Here is a 19235-nt window from a genome sequence, read left to right as displayed (position 1 = left end):
CGAAGGCAGCGGGCCCGAGGGGCCGAGCCGCGCGCGGCACGCGCGCCAAGAACACAGTGGGTACTTTTGCCGTCTGGGTTGCCCTTGCTACCGCTCTACTCTCCGTCTCACAAGGTCGCCGACCAGGGAGGGAGTGGGATGGACACCGGTCAGTACGAGGTGCGTCCGGAGGCCATGCGGTCCGCGGTCGGCAACATCGGCGGCATCATCATGCAGACCGTCAACGCCGTGCTCGACCTGGAGAAGCTGGTGTTGGCGCCGACGACGTTCGCGATGATCGGCGACGCGGTGGCGTCCGGCAACGTCGCGATGCAGGCGCAGCAGGTCGCCGCGCTCCAGTCGCTGCTGAAGGGCCTCCAGGCGGTCAACGACCTGATCAAGAAGAGCGCCGACGCGTACGACGAGGCGGACCGGGCGGTGGCCCAGGGCTTCGGCGGCGGCACGGCCGGCACGGCGAACACCGCGAGCCTGTGGTCGAGCCCGGCGGCCGGCCTGGTCGCGGCGTCGGCGTTCAACGACAGCATGGGCGGCGCGGGCGATCCGCACTCGGTGGGCAACGTGCTGGACTACCTGGGGCACGCGGGCCTGGGCCACGACTCGTCGGCCGGCCAGTTCGCCCACGACAGCGCGGGCTTCGCCAACTGGTTGGACTCGAGCCCCGACCACCAGGCCCAGGTGGGCGTGATCGGCGTGTACTCGGGCGTGGCCCGCAACCTCGGCGACATCCCCGGCGGCGTGCACGCGGGCGACGTGGTGGTGGTCAACTCCGACATCGGCGTCGCGGGCGCCGGCGGCCAGCTCTACAACCACGGCCTGATCACCCCGGACTTCGGCGGGCTCGCGATGGTCCGCGTCTACCGTCCGATGCCGGCCTGACAGGAGAGACGACCGTGTTCACGTTCCCGAACTCCAGCGCGATGGACGCGACGGCGGGCTCCGGCGGGCCGATCACGTTCCTGCCGCGCATCGTCACCGGCCAGCCGGAGCAGGTCGCCGCGCACGTGGCGCAGGTGCTGGACAAGGCCAAGCAGTTCGTCACGCTGATGGACGACTTCGCCAAGGCGGAGAAGCAGCTGGCGCAGGTGTGGTCGGGTGCGGCGTCGGAGACGGCGCTGAAGAAGATCACCGACTCGCTGCAGTCCTTCGAGAAGATCATCAAGGTGGTGCAGGAGGGCGCGCAGCTGCTCGGCGTGGCCGGCACGCTGGTCAAGACCGCGCAGACGGCGTACACCACGGTCGTCTCGGCGGTGAACCCGACGGTCGCCGCCCTGATGTCGAACCCGTGGACGCACGCGGCGGCGGTCGCGCTGTCCACCGCGACCTCGGCCTCGCTGCGCAGCTTCATCGAGGCGATCGGCGCGCTGCTCAAGACGCTCGGCTTCACCAAGATCGCCACCGAGGTCACCACGCTGGTGTCGATCATCCAGGAGCTGGAGAAGCTCTTCGGCAACAACAAGTCCGCGTCCGCGTCGACGCCGACCGGCACCACGCCGTCGACCTCGACCGTGACCAGCAATCCGGTCACGGCGCCGGTGACGCCGCCTCCGGTCGCATCCACCACGGGCCAACAGGTCACGTCGACGCCGACGGTTCCGACGGTGACGACGCCGAACGGCACCACGCCGACCACCGGCACCCTGCCGTCGACGAACCCGTACAACTACACGCCGCCCGCGCTCGGCGGCACGAACCCGAGCACCGCCAACACATGGATCCCGGTCGACCCGCCGGCGGCGACCACGCCCACCGCACCGGCCACCCCGCCCGCCGCCGACACCGGCGTGATCAAGGTGACCACGACGATCGGCGACGAGTCGACCACCGTCGAGATCCCGACCGGCCATGACGCCCAGCTGGACGTCGACATCCCGGTCAACGGCCAGCACGTCACCGAGCACATCTCCGTGACGGGCACGGGCAAGGTCGGGGTGTCGTGACGGACATCTCCGGCGTCGTCGCGTCGGTTCTGAGCAGCTACCTCAACGTCCTGGACCAGTGCGCCAAGCAGGTCACCGGCGATCCCGGCGCGCTGCAACAACATGCGCAGCGGCAGGCCGACGAGGCCAAGAACCTGGCCGCCGTGTCGACGGAGATCTCCGGCTGCGCCGGCAAAACCGACGCCAGTTGGCAGGGCACGGCGCAGAAGGCCTTCGCGTCGGCGGCCGGCATCCTGACCAAGGACATCGATGACGTCACGCAGCAGCTGAACACGGAGTCGCGGCGGCTGTCGATGACCGCGAGCGCGATCCAGACCACGATGTCCTCAATGGACACCGTACGGTCCGAGTTCCTCCAGTACGCCAAGGTGCTCATCGACGAGGCCCGCACCGCGGCGACCGGTTCCGAGCAGGCTTTCCTCAACGCGTGCCAGCAGTTGGGCGTCTCGGCGGTGAAGTCGGCGACCGCGCTGCGGCAGCGGCTCGCCGACGCGCTCACCCAGTTGTACGGCCTGAAGCCGGAAACCGCCGAGCCGGCGGAGAAGGAGGACGAGGGGCCGGGCAAGGTCAAGGTCGACCTCACGCAGCTGAAGAAGGGCTCGCTGTCGTGGATCGGCGACGAGATCCTGGACGGTCGCAAGCGGCCGCGCTCGGTGCCGTCCTGGTTCTCCAACTCCGGCTGGTACAAGCTCACCGACGACGGCTTCTCCGGCACCCGAGCGCCGAAGAAGGACGACACGCCGTTCGGTGACGCCGAACTTCCGGAGAAGGCCGGCGCCGGCCAGAAGCTGTGGCACAGCACGGATATCACGCTGCTCAAAGGCGAGGGCCTGATCGGCGACGACAGCTGGGGCGGCAAGGTCGGCGACAATGTCGACGAGGCCCACGCCTACCTCGGCCCGCGTGCCACCTGGGACGGCTCCGCGCTCGTGCACGGCGGCGAGTTCCGGCTCGACGGCAAGATCCAGGGCACGCTGGCCGATGTCGGCGCGAGCGGCGCGCTCACCGACGGCGTGGTCACTGCCAAGGGCGACGTCGACGCGTACGTCGGCGGCCAGCTCGGCGGACACCTCGACGGCAGCTCCCACGGCGTCGCCGCGCACCTGGATGCCTTTGCCGGCGCCAAACTCAGCGGCTCCGCGGGCGTCGATGTCGCCGGCATCGGCGTCGGCGCGAAGGGCGAGCTGGAGGCCGGTATCGGCGCCCAGTTCGACGGACAGGCCACAATGGACAACGGCCACATCAAGGTGAACTTCAAGGTCGGGGCGGCGCTGGGGGTCGGCGCCAGCGTCGGCGCGAACATCGACGTGGACCTGCCCAAGGTGTGGGAGACCGCATCGCACTACGGTCATGAGGCGATGGAATCGGTGTCCAACACGGCGAGGCAGGCGGCGAGGGCGATGGTCGCGTGGTAGAGCTGCCGCTGGGTGTGGACGTGCCGGACGGCTGGGTGCCCGTGGACCCGGCCGAGTCGGGGGCGCCGGGCGCGGCGCTGGTGGTCGTGCTGCCCACGCCCGAGGGCGAGTTCACGCCGAACATCACCGTCGGCGTCGGAGATCCAGAATCCACTGTGGACATTCATGCCGCCGCGGATGCCGCCGTGGAGCGGCTTTCCGGCGTCGCCGACGAGCTCGTGGTGCGCAGCCGGCAGGACGTGGGCGGCGAGCCCGCGCCCGGCGTGGCCCAGGTGATCGACCTGCTGGTGGGCGGCCAGCGGCTCGCGCAGTACCAGGTGCACCTGTCGATTCCGTTGCCGGACAACGCGGGGCACGTGGCGGTCGAGCTGGCCGGCACCTGCACGCCGTCGCAGGCCGAGCGGGCGGTGCCGGACTTCCAGCGGCTGGTGGCCAGCTTCCACCTGCGCGCGGACGACGAGTGAGAGGCGGGAGCATGGACCTGGAGACCGGTGTCGACGTGCAGGGTCTGCTGGATCAGGTGCGGCTGCAGCAGGAGCAGGTGCAGCGCATCCAGCGCGGGGTCGAGGCCATGGAGGTCAAGGGGTACTCGCGCGGCAACGAGGTGACGGTGTCGCTGCGCGGCAGCGGCCAGTTCACCGCCATCGACATCGACCCGGAGTCGATGCGCCGCTACAACGCCCGTGACCTCGGGGACATGGTGCTGGAGGCCGTCAACGACGGGCTGCGCAAGATGGCCGAGGCGACCAGCGCCCGGTTCGCGCCGGTGATCGAGGCCGCCGGCCGGATGGAGCGGTTCACGTCATGATCTCCACGACGCGCCGGATCACCGTTGTCACTCCCCGGGCGCGTGTGGACGTCGCGCTGCCGGTGCAGAGCACCCTCGCCGAGTTGGTGCCGCAACTGGTCCGCCTGTCGGGGGCCGAAGGCCAGGCGTCGCCCGACAACCCGGGTTGGGTGCTGTCCCGGCTCGGCGATTCGCCGTTTCCGCCGGGCCTCACCGTGGCGGCGATCGGCCTGCGTGACGGCGAGGTCCTGCACCTGAGCCCGCGCGAGCGGCAGGTCGTGCCGCTGCTGTTCGACGATGTCGTCGACGCCATCGCCAGCGTCGCCGCGACCAAGACCGGCGCGTGGGCGGGGTCCATCGCCCGCCGATCCGCGCAGTTGGCCGCGGTGGTGGCCTTGCTCGGCGCTGCCGCCCTGCTGGCCGCCGGGTTGGCCGGCACCTGGTACGCACCGGCCGCCTGTGGCGTATTCGCCTTGGTTCTGTTGCTCGCCGGCGGCGCTTTGACCCGTGCCTACGGGGATTCCGGTTCCGGCGTGTCGTGCGCGGCCGCCGGCGTCGGTGCCGCGCTGTTGGCCGGTTTGACCGCCGTGCCGCCGTTCGAGGCGTCCCTGGACGTTGCCTCGATCGCCGCCGGCCTGGCCGCCTTGACGGCTTACGGCGTGCTTGCCGCGGTGTTGTTGGCGGACCGGCTGCCGTGGTTCGGAGGACTCGCCGTCGCCGCCGCCTTCGGCACCGTGACCGCGGCGATTGTGTTGCTCTCCGGCGTCCCGATCGCCGGCCCCGCCGCAGTCTTGACGGCCCTGTCGACGGCTTTGGCCGCCCTGGCGCCGATGTTGGCCCTGCGACTCGGCAAGCTGCCGTTGCCGCGAGTGCCGGCCGACATCGACTCCTTCCGCGCCGAGGAGCAGCCGACGCTCGGGCCCGATGTCCTCGACCAGACCGCCAACGCCGAGCGGGTCCTCACCGGCTTGCTGGCCGCCCTGGCGCTGGCCGCCGTCGGCGGCGTGTTCGCGCTGCTTGGCGCCGATTCCCCTTGGCCCGCCGCGCTTTCCGGCGTGCTGGGCGTCGTCTGGCTGCTCCGGTCCCGCTCCTACGCCGGCACTGCCCAGCGGCTCGTCCTCCTGCTCGCCGGGCTCGCCATGCTCGGCCGCCTCGGCGCGTGGCTCGTGGTGTGGCAGCACGGCGTGCTCATCGCCGTCGCCGCCCTGGTCGTCGCCGCCATCCTGTGCCTCGCCCACGCCACCCGCGTCCGCCGCGGCCGGCGTTCGCCGTACTGGTCGCGGCTGATGGACATCGCCGAGTTCCTCGGCCTGATCGCCATCGTGCCGCTGGTCGGGGCCGTCCTCAACGTCTACGAGGTCGTTCGCGGCGTGCTCTGACCTGCCTGAAACCTACATTCGCTCTGTCCCGCAGCGCGACTCGCCGGGGTTCGTCAGTCGGGGGTGGCGAGGGGGAGGGAGCGGAGGAGGGCGGCGGAGTGGCGGCCGTTGGTGGGGTGGAGGTCGGCGGCCAGGCGCTTGACGGTGGGCTCGGGGCGCTGCTGGGCGTGCTTGGCGACGTAGCCGAGGCGTAGCGAGACGGAGGTCTCGGTGGTGCCGCGAGGGGTGCGCCGCAGCAGCAGCGATGAGCACGTGAACTCGGAGCCGGGGACCAAGACCCCGAGGATCTCCGTTGCCACCCGCTGACCGGGGGCGAAGCACATCTGGGTGAGGCGGCCGATGGACCACGTGCGCCAGCTCTCGGCGACGGTGACGACGGGGCGCGCGCCGGGCGTGCCGGCAAAGGCACGGGGGTCTGCGCCGAGCGCCACGAGCAGGTCCTGACGGAGCTCGGGCTCGTCGAGAACGGCGGCGGCCTGACCGGCCTCCGCGAGTCGGCCGACCAGACCAAGGGCGGCGCTGGCGGCGGCACGATCGGAGCCGGTGGCGCCGCCGCCACGGGCCAGCGCGGCGCCGGGCGCCACGGAGGGGCGATACCGCAGGGCGAGCCAGAAGATCCGCATCGGCTCGGCGGAGGTCGGCCCGGGCACGGTCCATACGACGAGTTGCGCGCCGGCGAGCGGAATGTCGCTGCGCTCCTGCGCCTCGCGCAGGGCGGTGACCAACACGTCGAACTCGGGGCGGACACCGGAGGGCAGCCGGACGACGGCGACACGGTCCGCGCCGACGCAGGCGAGCCCGACGCGGTTGCCGGCGCGGTCGACGTGGCGAATCACCTTCAAACCGGGCAATACGGCCTCGATCGGATCCTGCGACGGCGTCGGCTTGGACCGCCGGAGGAACGCCAGCCGCACACCGATCCATTGGTACAGGCACAGTCCGCCGCGTCGCACGGACGTCGCGGCGACCACGACCACCGCCGAGCCGGCGACGACCATGGCGGTCACGTCGAACGGCTGCACGGTCATCAGCACGGCCAGCGCGGCGATCTGCCACACCGCGATCTGCCCGGCGGTCACCGGGCGCAGCCACCGGGCCTTCGCCCGGGGCCTGACCTGCGCGGTCGTCTCTGCCAACGTCATGGCGCTGCGACGCTCCTTGCCCTAGTGTCCGGCAAAGCTGCCCGAAATTCCCAGAACTTCTCGTGGGCGACCCTCGAAGCATAGGTATGCTCGGGTCGCCCGTACAGAGGTATTGCTTACCGGGCAAGGTGTTTCTAGGGGGCACGGGCTTGGGGGCACGTGGTGTGGACGCAGCGAGACCAGATCCAGGCGTACCAGTTCCTGCGACGTCGCCTGGTGTCGGCGCTGGTCGCCGCCGACGCCAACCATCCGGTCTCGCCGAGCCGACGGCTGGTGCTGGGCGTCGCGATCGGGGCGGGCGCGGGCCTGCTGGTCACGGCGGTGTTCGGCGTGCTGGGCGTGATCAATCCGACGGGTGACGCCGATTGGCGGCAGGGTGGGCAGGTCATCGTCGAACAGGAGACCGGCGCACGTTTCATCCTGGGCCAGGACAAGGTCCTGCATCCGGTGCTGAACTTCGCCTCCGCTCGGCTGCTCGCCGGCGGCAACGGCGACAAGACCGTGACCGTGCCCGCGGCGACGCTGGCGAGCGTCTCTCGCGGACCGGCCTACGGCATCCCGGGGGCGCCGGATTCGATTCCTTCGACGGATCACTTGCTGGGCGCGGCCTTCACGACCTGCACGAGCGCGTCCGCCGACCAACCCGCCGGCGTGGAGCCGGTTTCGACGGTCGTGCTGGGCCCGGTGAGCGGCGGCACGCCGGAGCCGGCCGGCCAGGGCCTGCTCGTGCAAGCGCATTCCGGGGCCCGCTACCTGATCACCGCCGGACGCCGGTACGCGCTGCCCGACGCCGCGGCCGTGACCGCTCTCGGTTATGACGGCCTGCCGTTCGTGCCGGTCGCCGACGCCTGGCTGGACACGGTCCCGGCCGGCCAGTCGCTCGCCTTGATCAAGGTGGACGAGAGCGGCGCGCCCGGGCCGGCCATCGGCGGCAACCCGACCCGGGTCGGCCAGGTGCTCCAGGCCGACAACGGCGGCTTCTACCTGGTGCGCAAGGATTCCGTGCAGGCGGTAACCCAGACCGAGCAGAAGCTCGTCACCGGAAACCCGCTGAACGCCGGCACGAGAACGATCCAGGTGACCACCGCGCAGGTGAACTCCGCGCCGCGCGCCAACGGGTCCACTGTGGACGAGAACGTCGGCGGCTACCCGGTCAAGGTGCCGCAGGTGGTGGCCACCGTGCCGGCGACGATCACCCTGTGCGCCAACGGATCGAAGGTCACGGTGAGTCGGGACGTGCCGCTGCCGGCCGACGCGCACCCGATGGCGGTGAGCAAGACCGATGCCCGAGGCGTGCAGAACGTCTACGTGCCACCGGGATCGGGCGCGCTGGTGAAGGACCGGGCCAACGCCGTGTACCTGATCACGGATACCGGGAGCAGGTATCCGGTCGCCGACGACGAGTCGGTGAAGGCGCTGGGCTACGGCGGCGTCTCCGCGCCGACCGTCGACACCAGCCTGCTCGCGCTGCTGCCGAAGGGCCCGGCGCTGGGCCGGTCCGCAGCCACCCAGCCGGCGCCTGCGAACTGAGGGGGACCAGATGGGGGCCGAAGGAGAACCGATCGTCGTCGGCGTGATCGAGGACCACCCGCTCTACCGGGCCGCGGTGGCCCGCGTGCTGGCCGACGCCCCGGACATCGAGCTGGGGGTGGTCGCCGACTCCGTCGGCCGCTTCGCGGCCGGCCGGCAGCGGCCGGACAGCGTGGTGGTGCTGGACCTGAAGCTGCGGGGCGTGCAGGACGCGGCGGCCGTGCTGGAGGTCGTCGGCATGGGGCACAAGGTGTTGGTGGTGTCCGCGCACGCCGGGCAGGCGGAGGTGCTGGGCGCCATCGCCGCGGGCGCCCGCGGTTACCTCTCCAAGGACTCCGACGGCGACGAGATCCTCCGCGCCGTGAGGGAGATCGCCATCGGCAACAGCTACGTGTCGCCGACACTGGCCTCGTTCGTGCTGAATTCCTCACGGGAGCGGCACACCGGGCCGAAACTGGTGCTCTCCGACCGGGAACGGCAGGTGCTCTCGCTGCTGGCCGCGGGCGAACGGGATCAGGACATCGCCGAGGCCATGAACATCACCGTCCGCACCGTACGGTCCTATTTGGACCGGATCCGGGACAAGACCGGCCGCCGCCGGCGGCCGGAGCTGACCCGGCTGGCGATCGAGGAAGGCATCGCCCACCGGGCCGACTGATCTGCCGCAGACCGGATTTCGGTGTGACAGTGGGCGGACTCGCGGGGGTTCTGCCTGAAACACACATTCGGTGTGTCTGAGAGCGCGACTCGCGGGGGGAAAGACAGCGGCCCCCGGCGGGGCGCCGGGGGCCGCTGTCACACGGTGCGAATCAGGCGGTGTTGATCTCGGGCTGGTTCGCCAGCTCGAACTGCTCCTCCTCCACCGCGGCGACGACCTCCTCGGTGGGCCGGGCGCACGCGACCGCCCAGTAGAAGACGATCAGCGACCACGCCGCGACGACCAGCACGTCGATGCCGTCGGGCAGGAGGTTGAGCGACGGCGACTTCGCGTCGAGGTTGTAGCGACCCAGGTAGCCCAGCAGGATCAGGCCGGCGAACCACGGCACGATCCACTGCGCCGCCTTGAGGTCCAGCTTGGACCGGGTCTCCGGCTTCTGGAACGCGCGGGTGATCGCGAACACGACCAGGCCGGCCACGATCGCATAGCCGATCTGGTAGTTCACGTCCCAGCCGGACCAGTAGATGATCAGGTTGGCGCAGACGAAGCCCAGCGGGGCCAGGATGGCCGGCAGCGGGGTCAGGTACGGCCGCTCGCGGTCGGGGTCCTGCCTGCGCAGCGCGGCCAGCGACACCGGGGCGAAGGCGTACATCACCGCGGTCGCCGAGGTGACCACCGAGACCAGTTGGCTCCAGGACGGGAACGGCGCGAAGGACGCCTCGCCGATGACGAACGCGAGGATGATCGACCACAGCGGCACGCCGCGCACGTTCAGCTTGCCGAACGCGCTCGGGATCTGCTTGTCGCGGCCCAGGGCGTAGGTCAGCCGGGCCGAGGTGCCGACGTAGATCAGGCCGGTGCCGGCCGGCGAGACGAACGCGTCGACGTACAGGATGTAGGCCAGCCAGCTGGCGCCGGCCGCGATGGCCAGCGTGGCGTACGGGCCGAAGTCACCCTTGGCGATCGGGTCGGCCCAGCCCTTGACCAGCGCGGCCGGGTCGAGGCTGCCGATGAAGGCGATCTCCAGCAGGATGTACACGATCGCGCCGATGCCCATCGCGACGAGCACGGCGCGGGACAGGTCCTTCTTCGGCTGGGCGGCCTCGGCCGCCAGCTGGATGCACTGTTCGAAGCCCTGCAACGCGAACACCACGCCCAGTGGCAGCGCCTGGAACACGCCGTGCAGGCCGAACGGCATGAAACCGCCGCCCGCGCTGAAGTTGGCGCCGTGGAAGCTCAGCGGCACCAGCACGACGACGGTCAGCAGCGGCACCGCGGTCTTCCACAGCACCGTGATGGTGTTGCTCTCGGACAGCAGCTTGACGCCGACGATGTTGACGACGGTGAAGATCACCATCAGCAGGGTGGCCCAGCCGAAGCCGCTGCCGGTCAGCGTGCCGTCCTCGTTGAGCAGGTTCAGGTTGTCCTTCACCCACGGAATGTTGTCCAGGTAGGCGAGGCTGGCCTCGACCTCGATCGGCGCGATCGCGACGGCCTGGATCCAGGACGACCAACCGGCGATGAAGCCGGCGACCCGGCCGAACGCGAACAGCGGGAACCGTGCGGTGCCGCCGGCGACCGGGTAGGCCGCGCCGAGCTCCGCGTGGATGAGCGCGAGGACCGCCAACATCGCCGCCGCCAGCACCCATGAGATGAGTGAGGCGGGACCGGCGACCTTGGCGGCGTTGAGCGCGCCCAGCAACCAGCCCGACCCGATGATCGAGCCGAGCGAGATGAACATCAGCCCGTAGAAGCCGACGGTTCTCTTGAAGTGCCCGGTTCCTCCGGCCGAAGGCGCGACGTTTGACGGCGAAGCCATCGCTCACCCCTGCTCTCTGGTCCACTGTGGACGTGAACTGCACCACCCGTTCGGGTTTGCGGAGCATGGCGTATGGATCGCGACAATGGAACCGCTCGGGACGTTACGATCTGGTGTTGCTCGCCGATTTGATGAACATTTGAGGTTCTAGCCAGACATTTCGGGTGTTTCAATCCTCGATCGTCACTCGTTCGGCCCCGTCCATGCGGTAGCCGACGCCACGCACCGTAGTGATGAGCTCGGCGTCCGGGCCGAGCTTGCGGCGCAGCCGGCGGACGTGCACGTCCAGCGTCCTGGTCTCGACGCCGTCGGGCAGGCCCCACAGGTCGGCCAGCAGCGCGGTGCGCAGGTGCACGTGGCCGGGCCGGCGGGCCAGGTGCAGCAACAGGTCGAACTCCATCCGGGTCAGCTCCACGGCGCCGTCCCGGTGGAAGACGCGGCGCGCGGACGGCTGGATGCGCAGCTCGCCGCGGTCCTGCGGGCGGTGCTGGGTCGGCACGGACACGGTGAGCGTGGTGCCGGGCACGTCGACGGCGGTGCGGACGGCGTCGACGACGCGGGCGGCCACCAGCGGGGCCTGGTCGTTGTTCGTACTGACCCGAACGACCACGGTCACCTCGGCGGCCTGGCTGGTGGTCAGCGACATGGGGGCGGAGTACTGGTACGGCATGGCGGTTACCTCGCAAAGGGATCGGATGGTGGGCTGAGAACGGGGTCAGGCCGCACAGCCCTGCGCGTTCACGCGGGCGAGGTCCACGTGCAGGCGCCTGGTCAGATCCATGAGGTCATCGGACCAGTGCCCAGCGTCACTGTCAACGGCGCCCCAGGATGTGGACGCCACTGGCGTTTCGCGGTGTCATGACGAACATGAGCGGATGGCAGGAGTGGCTGGCCCGGCGCGAACGGGACCTGCGCGAGCCGTACGGCTGGTTGAGCCTGGTCGGGCTGCACTGGCTGGACGACCGGCCGCGGCGGTTCGACGACCTGCCGGGGGAGTGGAGCGCCGAGTCGGGCGTCATCCGGGTGAAAGCCTCGGTGTCCGACGGACTTCTGCACGGCGGCCAGCCGCTGGACGGCGTGCGTGAGGTCAAGGGCGACGCCCCCGAGTTCGTCACCCACGGCCGCGTGCGCGTGGAGTCGCTGATCCGGGACGGCCGCGCCGGCATTCGGCTGCGCGACCCCGAAGGCCCGGTGCTCCAGGCGTATGACGGCCCCCCGGTGTTCCCGTACGGGCCGGAATGGGTGGTGCAGGCGGACTTCACGCCGCGGCACCCGGCGAAGCGGATAGAGGTCGACACCGCGCAGCCGGGCGTCCGGGAGGTGACGTTCGACGTCGGCGAGGTGCGGTTCACGCTCGGCGGGCGGGAGCAGCGGCTGATCGCCACCGGCGGCCGCGACACGATCACCGTGGTGTTCCACGACCCCACCAACGGCGACACCACCGCGCCGTGGCGGCAGCTCGACGCCGACGTGGTCGACGGCCGCGTCACGCTGGATTTCAACCGGGCCAGGAACTTCCCGTCCGCCTTCACGGACTTCGGCATCTGCCCGATGCCGCCGACGGGCAACGAGATCACCGTCCCGGTGACCGCCGGCGAGCGCCGGACGCGCTGAGACCCCCATGCAGGGAAGGACGCCTTACCCTCGTTCAACGCGGGTAAGGCGTCCTTCCCTGCATCAAGCTAGTCGCGGGGTTCGGGGCGGTCGAGGTTCCACTGGCGGGCGTGCGACACCAGCCAGCCATCGTCGTCGCGCGGCACCATGACGAACCGGCTGATGGTCCGCTGCCCGCCGTCGTGGTCTCCGTACAGCACGTCCACCGTCATCGGCTCGCGGTTCTTCACCGCTTCCCGGGCCAGCTCGAACTGCGGGTCGCCGGCGTCGCGGAACGCGCCCTGCCAGTAGCCGTACTCGCCGGCCGGCACGTACAGGTCGCGGGTCAGCCGGTGGAACTCGGCCAGCTCCGGCTTCACGTGGTTGATCGGCCGCGCCGCCTCGAACCGCCAGCCGTGCAGCACGGCCAGCCCGTTGCCGGCGTTGCGCAGCGAGATCGCGAGGTACACCGCGTCCTCGCCGACCTCGGCGTTCGCGCAGGCGCCGGGCACCTTGAGCCACTTGCGGTCCTGGAAGCCCACCTTCTGTACCGGGTCCTCCAGTCGGGAGGACAGCAGGACCGGCCGCAGACCCAGCTGTAACGCCCGTTCGGCGGCGCGGGCGGCCCGCGAGGCGGAGCGCACGGAGGAAAAGGTGGCCACGGCGAGCACGAGCGTGCCGATCGCCGTGGCCAACGCGGAAATTGTCACCCAGTCGAGCACGGGCGGAGCCTAGTCGGACTCCGGGGCCAGCCGTCGCAGAATGGGATGACCCGCTTCCTGCCAGGCCGCGAAACCGCCCTCGACGTCATTGACGTTGCGCAGGCCCAACTGCGTGCGCAGCTGGTACGCGGCGAGGCTGGAGGTGTAGCCCTCGTTGCACAGCAGGATGATCTCCTGGTCGAGGTCGTCGGCCCGGAGTTCCTTGCAGCGGTGCGGACTTGTCACGTCCATCCGCCACTCCAGCACGTGCCGCGAGACGGCGATGGCGCCGGGGATCTCGCCGAACCGCCAGCGGTACTCGGTCGGCCGCAGGTCGACCAGCACCGCCCCGGTCCGCATCGCCTCGGCCGCCTGCGCCGGGCTGTACCTGGTGATGTGCTCCCTTGCCGTTGTCAGCAAACCCGTCACGACGTCGCTCATACCGCGACCTCACGCAGTCTCGCTGCGGTGGCCTCGAGCGCGGTGGTGTCCGGTTCCGGTGTGTCGCAGGGCACTTGGCGCAGGTGGTGGATGCCGGACGGGAGCCAGCAGTAGAAATTCATCGACGACAGCGGCGGCGAGTAGGCGTGAATGGAGACGGCGGGCTCCATGCCGACGTTGACGAGGTTGTGCAGGTACGTCTCGCCGAACGCGACGGCGCTGCCGGCGCTGTGCCGGCGGGTGCGCAGCCCGTCCTGTCCGACGTCGCCGAAGTCCTCCACGAGCCGGCCGCTGGCCACGGCGAAGGCGCCGACGCTGCCGCCATGGTCGTGCAGCAGGGTGTCCTGCCCGAGATCCCAGCAGATGAGCCACACCTCGACGTCGTCATCGAGGTGGAGGCGGACGAAGTGCCGCTCCGTGAGATCGAAGCGGACGTGCGCCGACCACTCGTCGCGGCGGGCGACGAAGTCGGCCACGAGGTCCCGCAGCTGCGCGGGACTGGTCTTGACTGCCACGAGACAAGCCTTTCGCTCGGCGTCCCGCGGTGTCACCGCCCGCCTGTCCGGGGTCCGGACCTTCGGGCCGCGCCAGCGCGGGAGCTATCTCGCCCGGGCCACACCACCTCGGAACAGGGGTTCCGCTGCGGCACGGCTCGGAAATCACTATGTTGTTGTGATTGAACCGAGGGTAACCCCTGCTCAGCGCGAGAGGAAAGCCGCCGGTGCGCATCACCAGGGCCCAACGCAACGCGGTCGCCGAGAAGGTCACGAGCCTGGAGCGATCCTTCTACGGGCGAGGCCCCCGCAACGTGAAGGTCTCGGTCAGCGACGACGACCCCATCAGCCTGGTCGTGCTGTCCATCGACAGCCTCACCGTCGCCGACGCCGTCCTCAACGAGCGCGGCCACCAGGAAGCGGTGCTGCGCCACCACGAGGCGCTGCACGAGGCGACCCGGCAGGACTTCCTCGTCGCCATCGAGGAGATCGTCGGCAGCCCGGTCTCGGCGTACCTCGCGCAGGTGCACCCGACCACCGGCTACGCGGTCCGCGTGTTCGTCTTCTCTGACCTCGGCGACTTCGACGCGGACCCGCCGTCACAGGTGTGACGTGTCGTTGTAGCCGCGCAGGATCCACTGCTCGCCGGCCACCACCAGCACCGACACCGAGGCGTTGTCCGCGCCGATGAACGCGAACGGCATCGAGCCGGTGGCCATCGCCAGCGCCTGCCCGATCACGCCGCCGTGCACGACCACCGCGACCCGCTGGTCGGGGTGCGCGCCGGCGATCCGGCGGATGCCCGCCCCCACCCGCTCGGCTAGGTGCTCGGTCGACTCCGCGCCCGGGATGACGTCCCAGCGCTGTTTGACGTTCATCTCCGTGACGAGCGGGTGCTCCTCGGCGACGTGCTTGCGCAGCAGCCCGCCCTCCCACTCGCCCAGATGCACCTCCCGCAGGTCGGGCTCCACTTTGGGCACGATGCCGAGCCGGTCGGCCAGCGGCTGCGCGGTCTCGGCGGTGCGCCGCAGCGTCGTCACGTAGATCGCGTCGAAGTGGTCGTCCGCGAAGCGGTCCGCGAGCCGGCGCGCCTGCTCCCGGCCCTGCGGCGCCAGCTCCGGGTCGCCGTGCCCGTCCCGGTACGGGTAGGCCCGGTCGAAGCGGGCCGGCGCCGACTCGCCGTGCCGGATCAGCACCAGCTCGGTGGAGCCGGGCGGGCGCTGGAACCGGAACTGTCGGTATTCGGTCGTCACATCGGGGGAGCCTATTGCGTGAACTGCTCGATCACGTTTCCCGCGGAGTCCACGACGGTGAACCGGTTCTGGCCGCGACCGGGCAGCAGCGTCCCCTCACCGTGCAGGATGACCGTGCCGTGGTCGACGGGGGCGGACGCGTCCTGCTTGCCGGCGCGGGCCAGCGTGACCTTCGCCGCGCGCGGATCGGTCGCCAGGCCCACGGCCAGCACGTTGAGCTCGGCGTTGCCGTCGGCCGAGATCTTCCCCGTCATCAGGACGCTGTGCTTCTCGACGACGTCCAGGTTCGGCTGGTCGACGGTGAAGGTCGATCCCGACCGGTTGCACGCGATCAGCCGGCCGTCCAGCGTCCCCAGCTGGAGCCAGTGCGTGGCGTCGGTCTGGATGACCGCGGCCGGCGCCCAGTAGTCCGCGTCCACGACCGGCGGATTCGCGGTCGGCAGGCACGCTGCGAGCCGCTGCCCGCCCAGCGAGGTGCGGTCCGCCTTCGGGCCGCCGACGGTGACGGTCGGCTCGGTCGGCTGCGGCATGTCCGTCACCGTGACGTAGTCGGAGCCGCTGCTGCCCAGGTCGATCTTGTCCCCGGGCCGGAAACTGTTGGGCAGGATGAACACGCTGTCGTTCACTGCGGCGTTGTCGCCGTGCAGCGTGTCCATTCGCAGCTGGAGGTTGTACAGGTTCGGCGCGACGACGCCCGCGTAGGTGCCGTCCGGCGTGGTGAACAGGAGCTCGCCCGGCGCCTTGCCGCTCGGCGGCTGCGGGTACGGCATCGCCTTGGTCGTCACGTGTTCCTTGGTCACCTGGCAGAACACGATGTCAGTGCCGAGCCGGTAGAGCATCGCGGTCAGGCCGTTGCGGCTCACGCGCAGCAGCGGGAACCAGCCGTCGACAGGCTTCTGCGTCGCATCCACGCAGCGCTGCATCTGCGCGTCCATACCCCAGTACGGCACGCCGTTCCACAGGTAGGCGCCGGTCGCGCCGCTCGTCGACGTCGTGGGGTGCGCCGTACTCGGGGTGGCGTTGAGGGTGGTGTGGTCCTTGTTGGCGGTCAGCGTGCTGGTCACGATGGTCGCGCCGGCCATCAGTGCGACCACCGACGCCGCGATCAGCAGCGGGGTCGCGCCGAGCCGACGGCGCGGGCGCTCGTGCGCGATCTCCGTCGAGATGCGGTGCAGCACCGACTGCCGGACGTGGTCGGGCAGTTCCCGCTCGGGCACGTCGAACGGGTCACTCATCGAAGCTCTCCTCGGTCATGCCGCGCAGCCGGGTGCGCGCCCTGGACAGGCGGGATCGGACACTGACCTCGGTGATCCCGAGCAGCTCGGCGGCGTCGGCCGTGCTCATCCGGCCCACCAGGCACAGCTGCACCGCCTGCCGCTCGGCCGTGGGCAGCTCGTCGACGGCCGCCAGCACCTTCTTCAGCCGCTGCTGGGTGTGGTCCTGCTCGGCGAGCTCCTCCGCGTGGTCACGGCTCTCGTCCGTTGACACGAGTTTTGGCACCAGGCGCAGGAAACGGTTGCGCCGCCGGTGGTCATTGCGCACCAGGTTGGCCGCCACGGTGTACAGCCACGGCAGCGCGCTCTCCCGGATCAGCACGACGTCGGCACGGCGGCGCCAGGCGGTCAGGAACGTCGTCGACAGCACGTCCTCGGCCGCCGACCAGGAGCCGGTCAGCCGGTACGCGTAGTTCCAGACCGACTGGGCGTGGCGTTCGAACAGCGCCGTGAACGCCCCATGGTCGTCGGCCGCCACCGCCTCCCACAGCCGCCCGTCGGGCACCGACTCCAGGTCGGTCAGTGTCTCCACCCCCTGTTGTGGTCGCTACGACGCCGATGTTGCGTTGCGATCGCAAACAACCCCTGGGGGCTCGGGTCACTTCAGGCTGCCGCGCATCGCCAGCACGCGGTCCACGGACGATTCGAACGCGCTGTGGTCCAGCTTGTTCGAGGTGACCGCCTGGGAGATGGCGGCGGCCGCCTGGTCGCCCTGGCTGACGTCCCGGCCGGAGCACAGGATCAGGTCCATGCCGGCGCCCGCGGCGGTGACCGCCCGCTGCCCGGTGTCGCCGAACGCCTGGAGCGCGCCGGCCTCCAGCGCGTCGGTGATCGTGACGCCCTTGAAGCCGAGCCGGCCGCGAAGTTCCTGGTTGATGATCGTCGGCGACAGCCCGGCCGGCTTGCCGTCGAAGGCCGGGTAGACCGCCCAGGACAGCATCACCGACTTGGCGCCGGCCGCGATCGAGCCGGGGTAGGCCGCCTCGTCGACGGTGCGCAGCGTGTCGGCCGAGGCGGTCAGCGTGACCGGCTGCTCGTCGGTGTTCTGGGACGTGGTCGCCGAGCCCAGGCCGGGGAAGTGCTTGACGGTGGCGGCGACGCCGGTCTGCTGCTGCGCGGTGACGAACGCCTGGCCGAGGGTGTTCACCTTGGCCGGGTCGGTGCTGTACGAGCGCTGCGCGGAGTCGTCGAAGTCGCCGGGCGTGCGGTAGACGTCCAGAACCGGCGCCAGGTTGAAGTTCATGCCGACGCCGGCGAGGTTCTGGCCGGCCCCGGTGCCGGCGGCGGCCGCCTGGGCCTGCGCGTCGGGGGCCTGCCCGATCTGCTTCTCCGACAGGGCCGGCGCGCCGGGCAGCCGCCGGACCAGGCCGCCCTCCTGGTCGGTCATCAGCAGCAGCGGCTGGTGCACGGGGCTCTTGGCGGCGGCCTGCCGCAGCTGGGTGACCACCTTGGTGATCTGGGCGGTGGACTGGATGTTCTCGCCGAAGAAGATCACGCCGCCGACCCGGCCCTGGCCGATCCGGTCGAGCAGGCTCTGCGGCGGCGTCGCGCCCGGGTACGAGTAGATGACGCGCTGGCCGGCCAGCTGGTCGGTGGTCAGCCCCGGCGGCAGCGGGCTGTTGGTCGCCAGCGGCGCCGACGTCCCGATCAGCGCGAGCGGTCCGGCCACGGTCGCGACGATTGCCCAGCGGACGACGTCCGTGATGCTGCCCATGGCGTCCAGTTAACCGTATCGGGGGAAACGGGGCCGCGAACGGGCACCGTCACGGCGGGAAACGGGCACGACACGGGCCGTCGCCCCGGGCCCGCGCAGCTGAGCGCCACTCAAACGGGCGAAAACCGGGCATCCCAGCGCCCGCTGTGGCGCTGGCCACACTGTTGCGGCGGTGTTAAACCTAATTCCTGCCCGAACGGGCGGGCGGATGCCCGAGTCAACAGTGTTCGATTTCAGTCTGGCGCGCTGGGAGGTGGACGAGGATGCAGGCGGACGAGCGTCAGCGTCGGATCCTCGCCCGCGCCCGGGCCAACGGCCGGGTGGACGTCGGCGACGTGGCGTCGGAGCTGGACGTCGCGCCGGAGACCGTGCGCCGCGACCTGAAGCTGCTCGACCAGCACGGCCTGGTGCGCCGCACGCACGGCGGCGCGGTGCCGGTGGAGACCGCGGGCTACGAGACCGGCATCGCCTACCGGGCCACCGCACACCTGCCGGAGAAGCACCGCATCGCCCGCGCCGCCGCGGACCGCCTCGGCGACGCGGAGACCGTGTTCGTCGACGAGGGCTTCACGCCGCAGCTGGTGGCCGAGGCGCTGCCGACCGACCGTCCGCTGACGGTCGTGACGGCGTCGCTGCCGGCGGCCGCGGCGCTGTCCGGCACGCCCAGCGTGACGGTGTTGCTGCTGGGCGGGCGGCTGCGCGGGCACACCATGGCGACAGTGGACCACTGGGTGCTGCGCATGCTCGGCGAGATGGTGATCGATCTCGCCTACCTCGGCGCCAACGGGATCTCCCGGGAACACGGGCTCACGACGCCCGACCCGGCGGTCGGCGCGGTCAAGGCCAAGGCGGTCGCCGTCTCGCGGCGGCGGGTTTTCGTCGGCGTGCACACGAAGTTCGGCGTGTCCAGCTTCAGCCGGTTCGCCGACATCGCGGACTTCGAGGCCATCGTCACCGACACTGGACTGTCCACAGCGGACGGTCAGCGGTACGCCGTGCTGGGGCCCAAGGTCGTCCGCGTCTGAAATGCTCCCGGTGCGCGCCACCGGGATATGGGGGCTGTCCGAAGTGCCCAGGTGTCAGTAGAAACAACGAGGA

At 70.9% G+C, this 19235-nt stretch carries 21 protein-coding genes; 11 read left to right on the top strand and 10 right to left on the bottom strand.

All coding sequences use genetic code 11. The features are described from left to right. The first annotated feature begins 138 nt into the window (after positions 1-138). The 6 genes from BCF44_RS08775 to eccD are packed head-to-tail and all read left to right on the top strand — an operon-like array spanning position 139 to position 5518. Positions 139-876 (top strand): WXG100 family type VII secretion target, encoded by a 738-nt coding sequence (locus BCF44_RS08775; protein ID WP_116173697.1) that lies wholly within the window; start codon positions 139-141, stop codon positions 874-876. Positions 877-890: 14 nt separating this feature from the next. Further along, positions 891-1937: a WXG100 family type VII secretion target gene (locus BCF44_RS08770; RefSeq protein ID WP_116173696.1), complete on the top strand. Its 1047-nt coding sequence runs from the start codon at positions 891-893 to the stop codon at positions 1935-1937. Continuing rightward, positions 1934-3352 (top strand): WXG100 family type VII secretion target, encoded by a 1419-nt coding sequence (locus BCF44_RS08765; RefSeq protein WP_116173695.1) that lies wholly within the window; start codon positions 1934-1936, stop codon positions 3350-3352. Before BCF44_RS08770 ends, BCF44_RS08765 begins: the two co-directional genes overlap by 4 nt. Then, on the top strand, positions 3346-3816 hold the full coding sequence (locus tag BCF44_RS08760) for a hypothetical protein (RefSeq protein ID WP_116173694.1): 471 nt from the start codon (positions 3346-3348) through the stop codon (positions 3814-3816). Before BCF44_RS08765 ends, BCF44_RS08760 begins: the two co-directional genes overlap by 7 nt. A gap of 11 nt (positions 3817-3827) precedes the next feature. Next, entirely contained in the window at positions 3828-4160 is a 333-nt protein-coding gene (locus BCF44_RS08755) for a YbaB/EbfC family nucleoid-associated protein (RefSeq protein ID WP_116173693.1), read from the top strand. Then, positions 4157-5518 (top strand): type VII secretion integral membrane protein EccD, encoded by a 1362-nt coding sequence (gene eccD, locus BCF44_RS08750; RefSeq protein WP_116173692.1) that lies wholly within the window; start codon positions 4157-4159, stop codon positions 5516-5518. Before BCF44_RS08755 ends, eccD begins: the two co-directional genes overlap by 4 nt. Before the next feature lie 53 nt (positions 5519-5571). On the opposite strand, the gene BCF44_RS08745 is transcribed toward eccD, so the two are convergent. Further along, a complete protein-coding gene (locus BCF44_RS08745) occupies positions 5572-6660 on the bottom strand; it encodes a type VII secretion protein EccE (RefSeq protein WP_116173691.1) in 1089 nt (362 codons plus the stop codon). 162 nt (positions 6661-6822) lie between these two features. Here BCF44_RS08745 and eccB point away from each other — a divergent pair, with 162 nt between their 5' ends. Together eccB and BCF44_RS08735 are read left to right on the top strand one after the other, a co-directional pair. Continuing rightward, a complete protein-coding gene (gene eccB / locus BCF44_RS08740) occupies positions 6823-8190 on the top strand; it encodes a type VII secretion protein EccB (RefSeq protein WP_116174234.1) in 1368 nt (455 codons plus the stop codon). Positions 8191-8200: 10 nt separating this feature from the next. After that, the gene (locus tag BCF44_RS08735) at positions 8201-8848 is read left to right on the top strand and encodes a LuxR C-terminal-related transcriptional regulator (protein WP_116173690.1); all 648 of its coding nucleotides are present in this window, start codon (positions 8201-8203) and stop codon (positions 8846-8848) included. A 151-nt stretch (positions 8849-8999) separates the two neighbouring features. Here BCF44_RS08735 and BCF44_RS08730 read toward each other — a convergent pair whose 3' ends face one another. After that, on the bottom strand, positions 9000-10667 hold the full coding sequence (locus tag BCF44_RS08730; RefSeq protein WP_116173689.1) for an APC family permease: 1668 nt from the start codon (positions 10665-10667) through the stop codon (positions 9000-9002). A 169-nt stretch (positions 10668-10836) separates the two neighbouring features. Beyond that, positions 10837-11337, bottom strand: a complete 501-nt coding sequence (locus BCF44_RS08725) for a winged helix-turn-helix domain-containing protein (protein WP_116173688.1) — start codon at positions 11335-11337, stop codon at positions 10837-10839. 197 nt (positions 11338-11534) lie between these two features. On the opposite strand from BCF44_RS08725, the gene BCF44_RS08720 reads away from it, so the two are divergent. Then, a complete protein-coding gene (locus BCF44_RS08720) occupies positions 11535-12281 on the top strand; it encodes a DUF1684 domain-containing protein (protein ID WP_170217420.1) in 747 nt (248 codons plus the stop codon). Between the two features lie 68 nt (positions 12282-12349). Here the strand turns inward: BCF44_RS08720 and BCF44_RS08715 are convergent, their stop codons facing one another. The 3 genes from BCF44_RS08715 to BCF44_RS08705 are packed head-to-tail and all read right to left on the bottom strand — an operon-like array spanning position 12350 to position 13917. Next, entirely contained in the window at positions 12350-12982 is a 633-nt protein-coding gene (locus BCF44_RS08715; RefSeq protein WP_116173686.1) for a hypothetical protein, read from the bottom strand. A gap of 9 nt (positions 12983-12991) precedes the next feature. Continuing rightward, positions 12992-13402: a rhodanese-like domain-containing protein gene (locus BCF44_RS08710; RefSeq protein ID WP_116173685.1), complete on the bottom strand. Its 411-nt coding sequence runs from the start codon at positions 13400-13402 to the stop codon at positions 12992-12994. Then, on the bottom strand, positions 13399-13917 hold the full coding sequence (locus BCF44_RS08705; RefSeq protein ID WP_170217418.1) for a cysteine dioxygenase: 519 nt from the start codon (positions 13915-13917) through the stop codon (positions 13399-13401). Before BCF44_RS08705 ends, BCF44_RS08710 begins: the two co-directional genes overlap by 4 nt. A gap of 206 nt (positions 13918-14123) precedes the next feature. Between BCF44_RS08705 and BCF44_RS08700 the strand changes: the two genes are divergently transcribed. Further along, positions 14124-14507, top strand: a complete 384-nt coding sequence (locus tag BCF44_RS08700; protein WP_170217416.1) for a Na-translocating system protein MpsC family protein — start codon at positions 14124-14126, stop codon at positions 14505-14507. Here the strand turns inward: BCF44_RS08700 and BCF44_RS08695 are convergent. The 4 genes from BCF44_RS08695 to BCF44_RS08680 form a co-directional block, all read right to left on the bottom strand. Continuing rightward, on the bottom strand, positions 14496-15164 hold the full coding sequence (locus BCF44_RS08695) for a histidine phosphatase family protein (protein WP_116173682.1): 669 nt from the start codon (positions 15162-15164) through the stop codon (positions 14496-14498). The two genes, BCF44_RS08700 and BCF44_RS08695, sit on opposite strands and share 12 nt — an antisense overlap. Then, complete coding sequence (locus BCF44_RS08690; protein ID WP_116173681.1) at positions 15161-16384, bottom strand: hypothetical protein; 1224 nt, start codon at positions 16382-16384, stop codon at positions 15161-15163. The genes BCF44_RS08695 and BCF44_RS08690 overlap by 4 nt, the downstream gene beginning before the upstream one ends. Then, positions 16377-16955: an RNA polymerase sigma factor gene (locus BCF44_RS08685; RefSeq protein ID WP_379798158.1), complete on the bottom strand. Its 579-nt coding sequence runs from the start codon at positions 16953-16955 to the stop codon at positions 16377-16379. The genes BCF44_RS08690 and BCF44_RS08685 overlap by 8 nt, the downstream gene beginning before the upstream one ends. 66 nt (positions 16956-17021) lie before the next feature. Further along, positions 17022-18137, bottom strand: coding sequence for a glycoside hydrolase family 3 N-terminal domain-containing protein (locus BCF44_RS08680; RefSeq protein WP_116173680.1), 1116 nt, complete (start codon positions 18135-18137; stop codon positions 17022-17024). 263 nt (positions 18138-18400) lie between these two features. Here BCF44_RS08680 and BCF44_RS08675 point away from each other — a divergent pair, with 263 nt between their 5' ends. Continuing rightward, entirely contained in the window at positions 18401-19162 is a 762-nt protein-coding gene (locus tag BCF44_RS08675) for a DeoR/GlpR family DNA-binding transcription regulator (RefSeq protein WP_116173679.1), read from the top strand. The last annotated feature ends 73 nt before the right edge of the window (positions 19163-19235 follow it).

It is taken from the genome of Kutzneria buriramensis (assembly GCF_003387475.1).
Taxonomy (GTDB): domain Bacteria; phylum Actinomycetota; class Actinomycetes; order Mycobacteriales; family Pseudonocardiaceae; genus Kutzneria; species Kutzneria buriramensis.
Note: the sequence above shows the minus strand (reverse complement) of the source record. Positions and strands in the feature narration are given on the sequence as shown.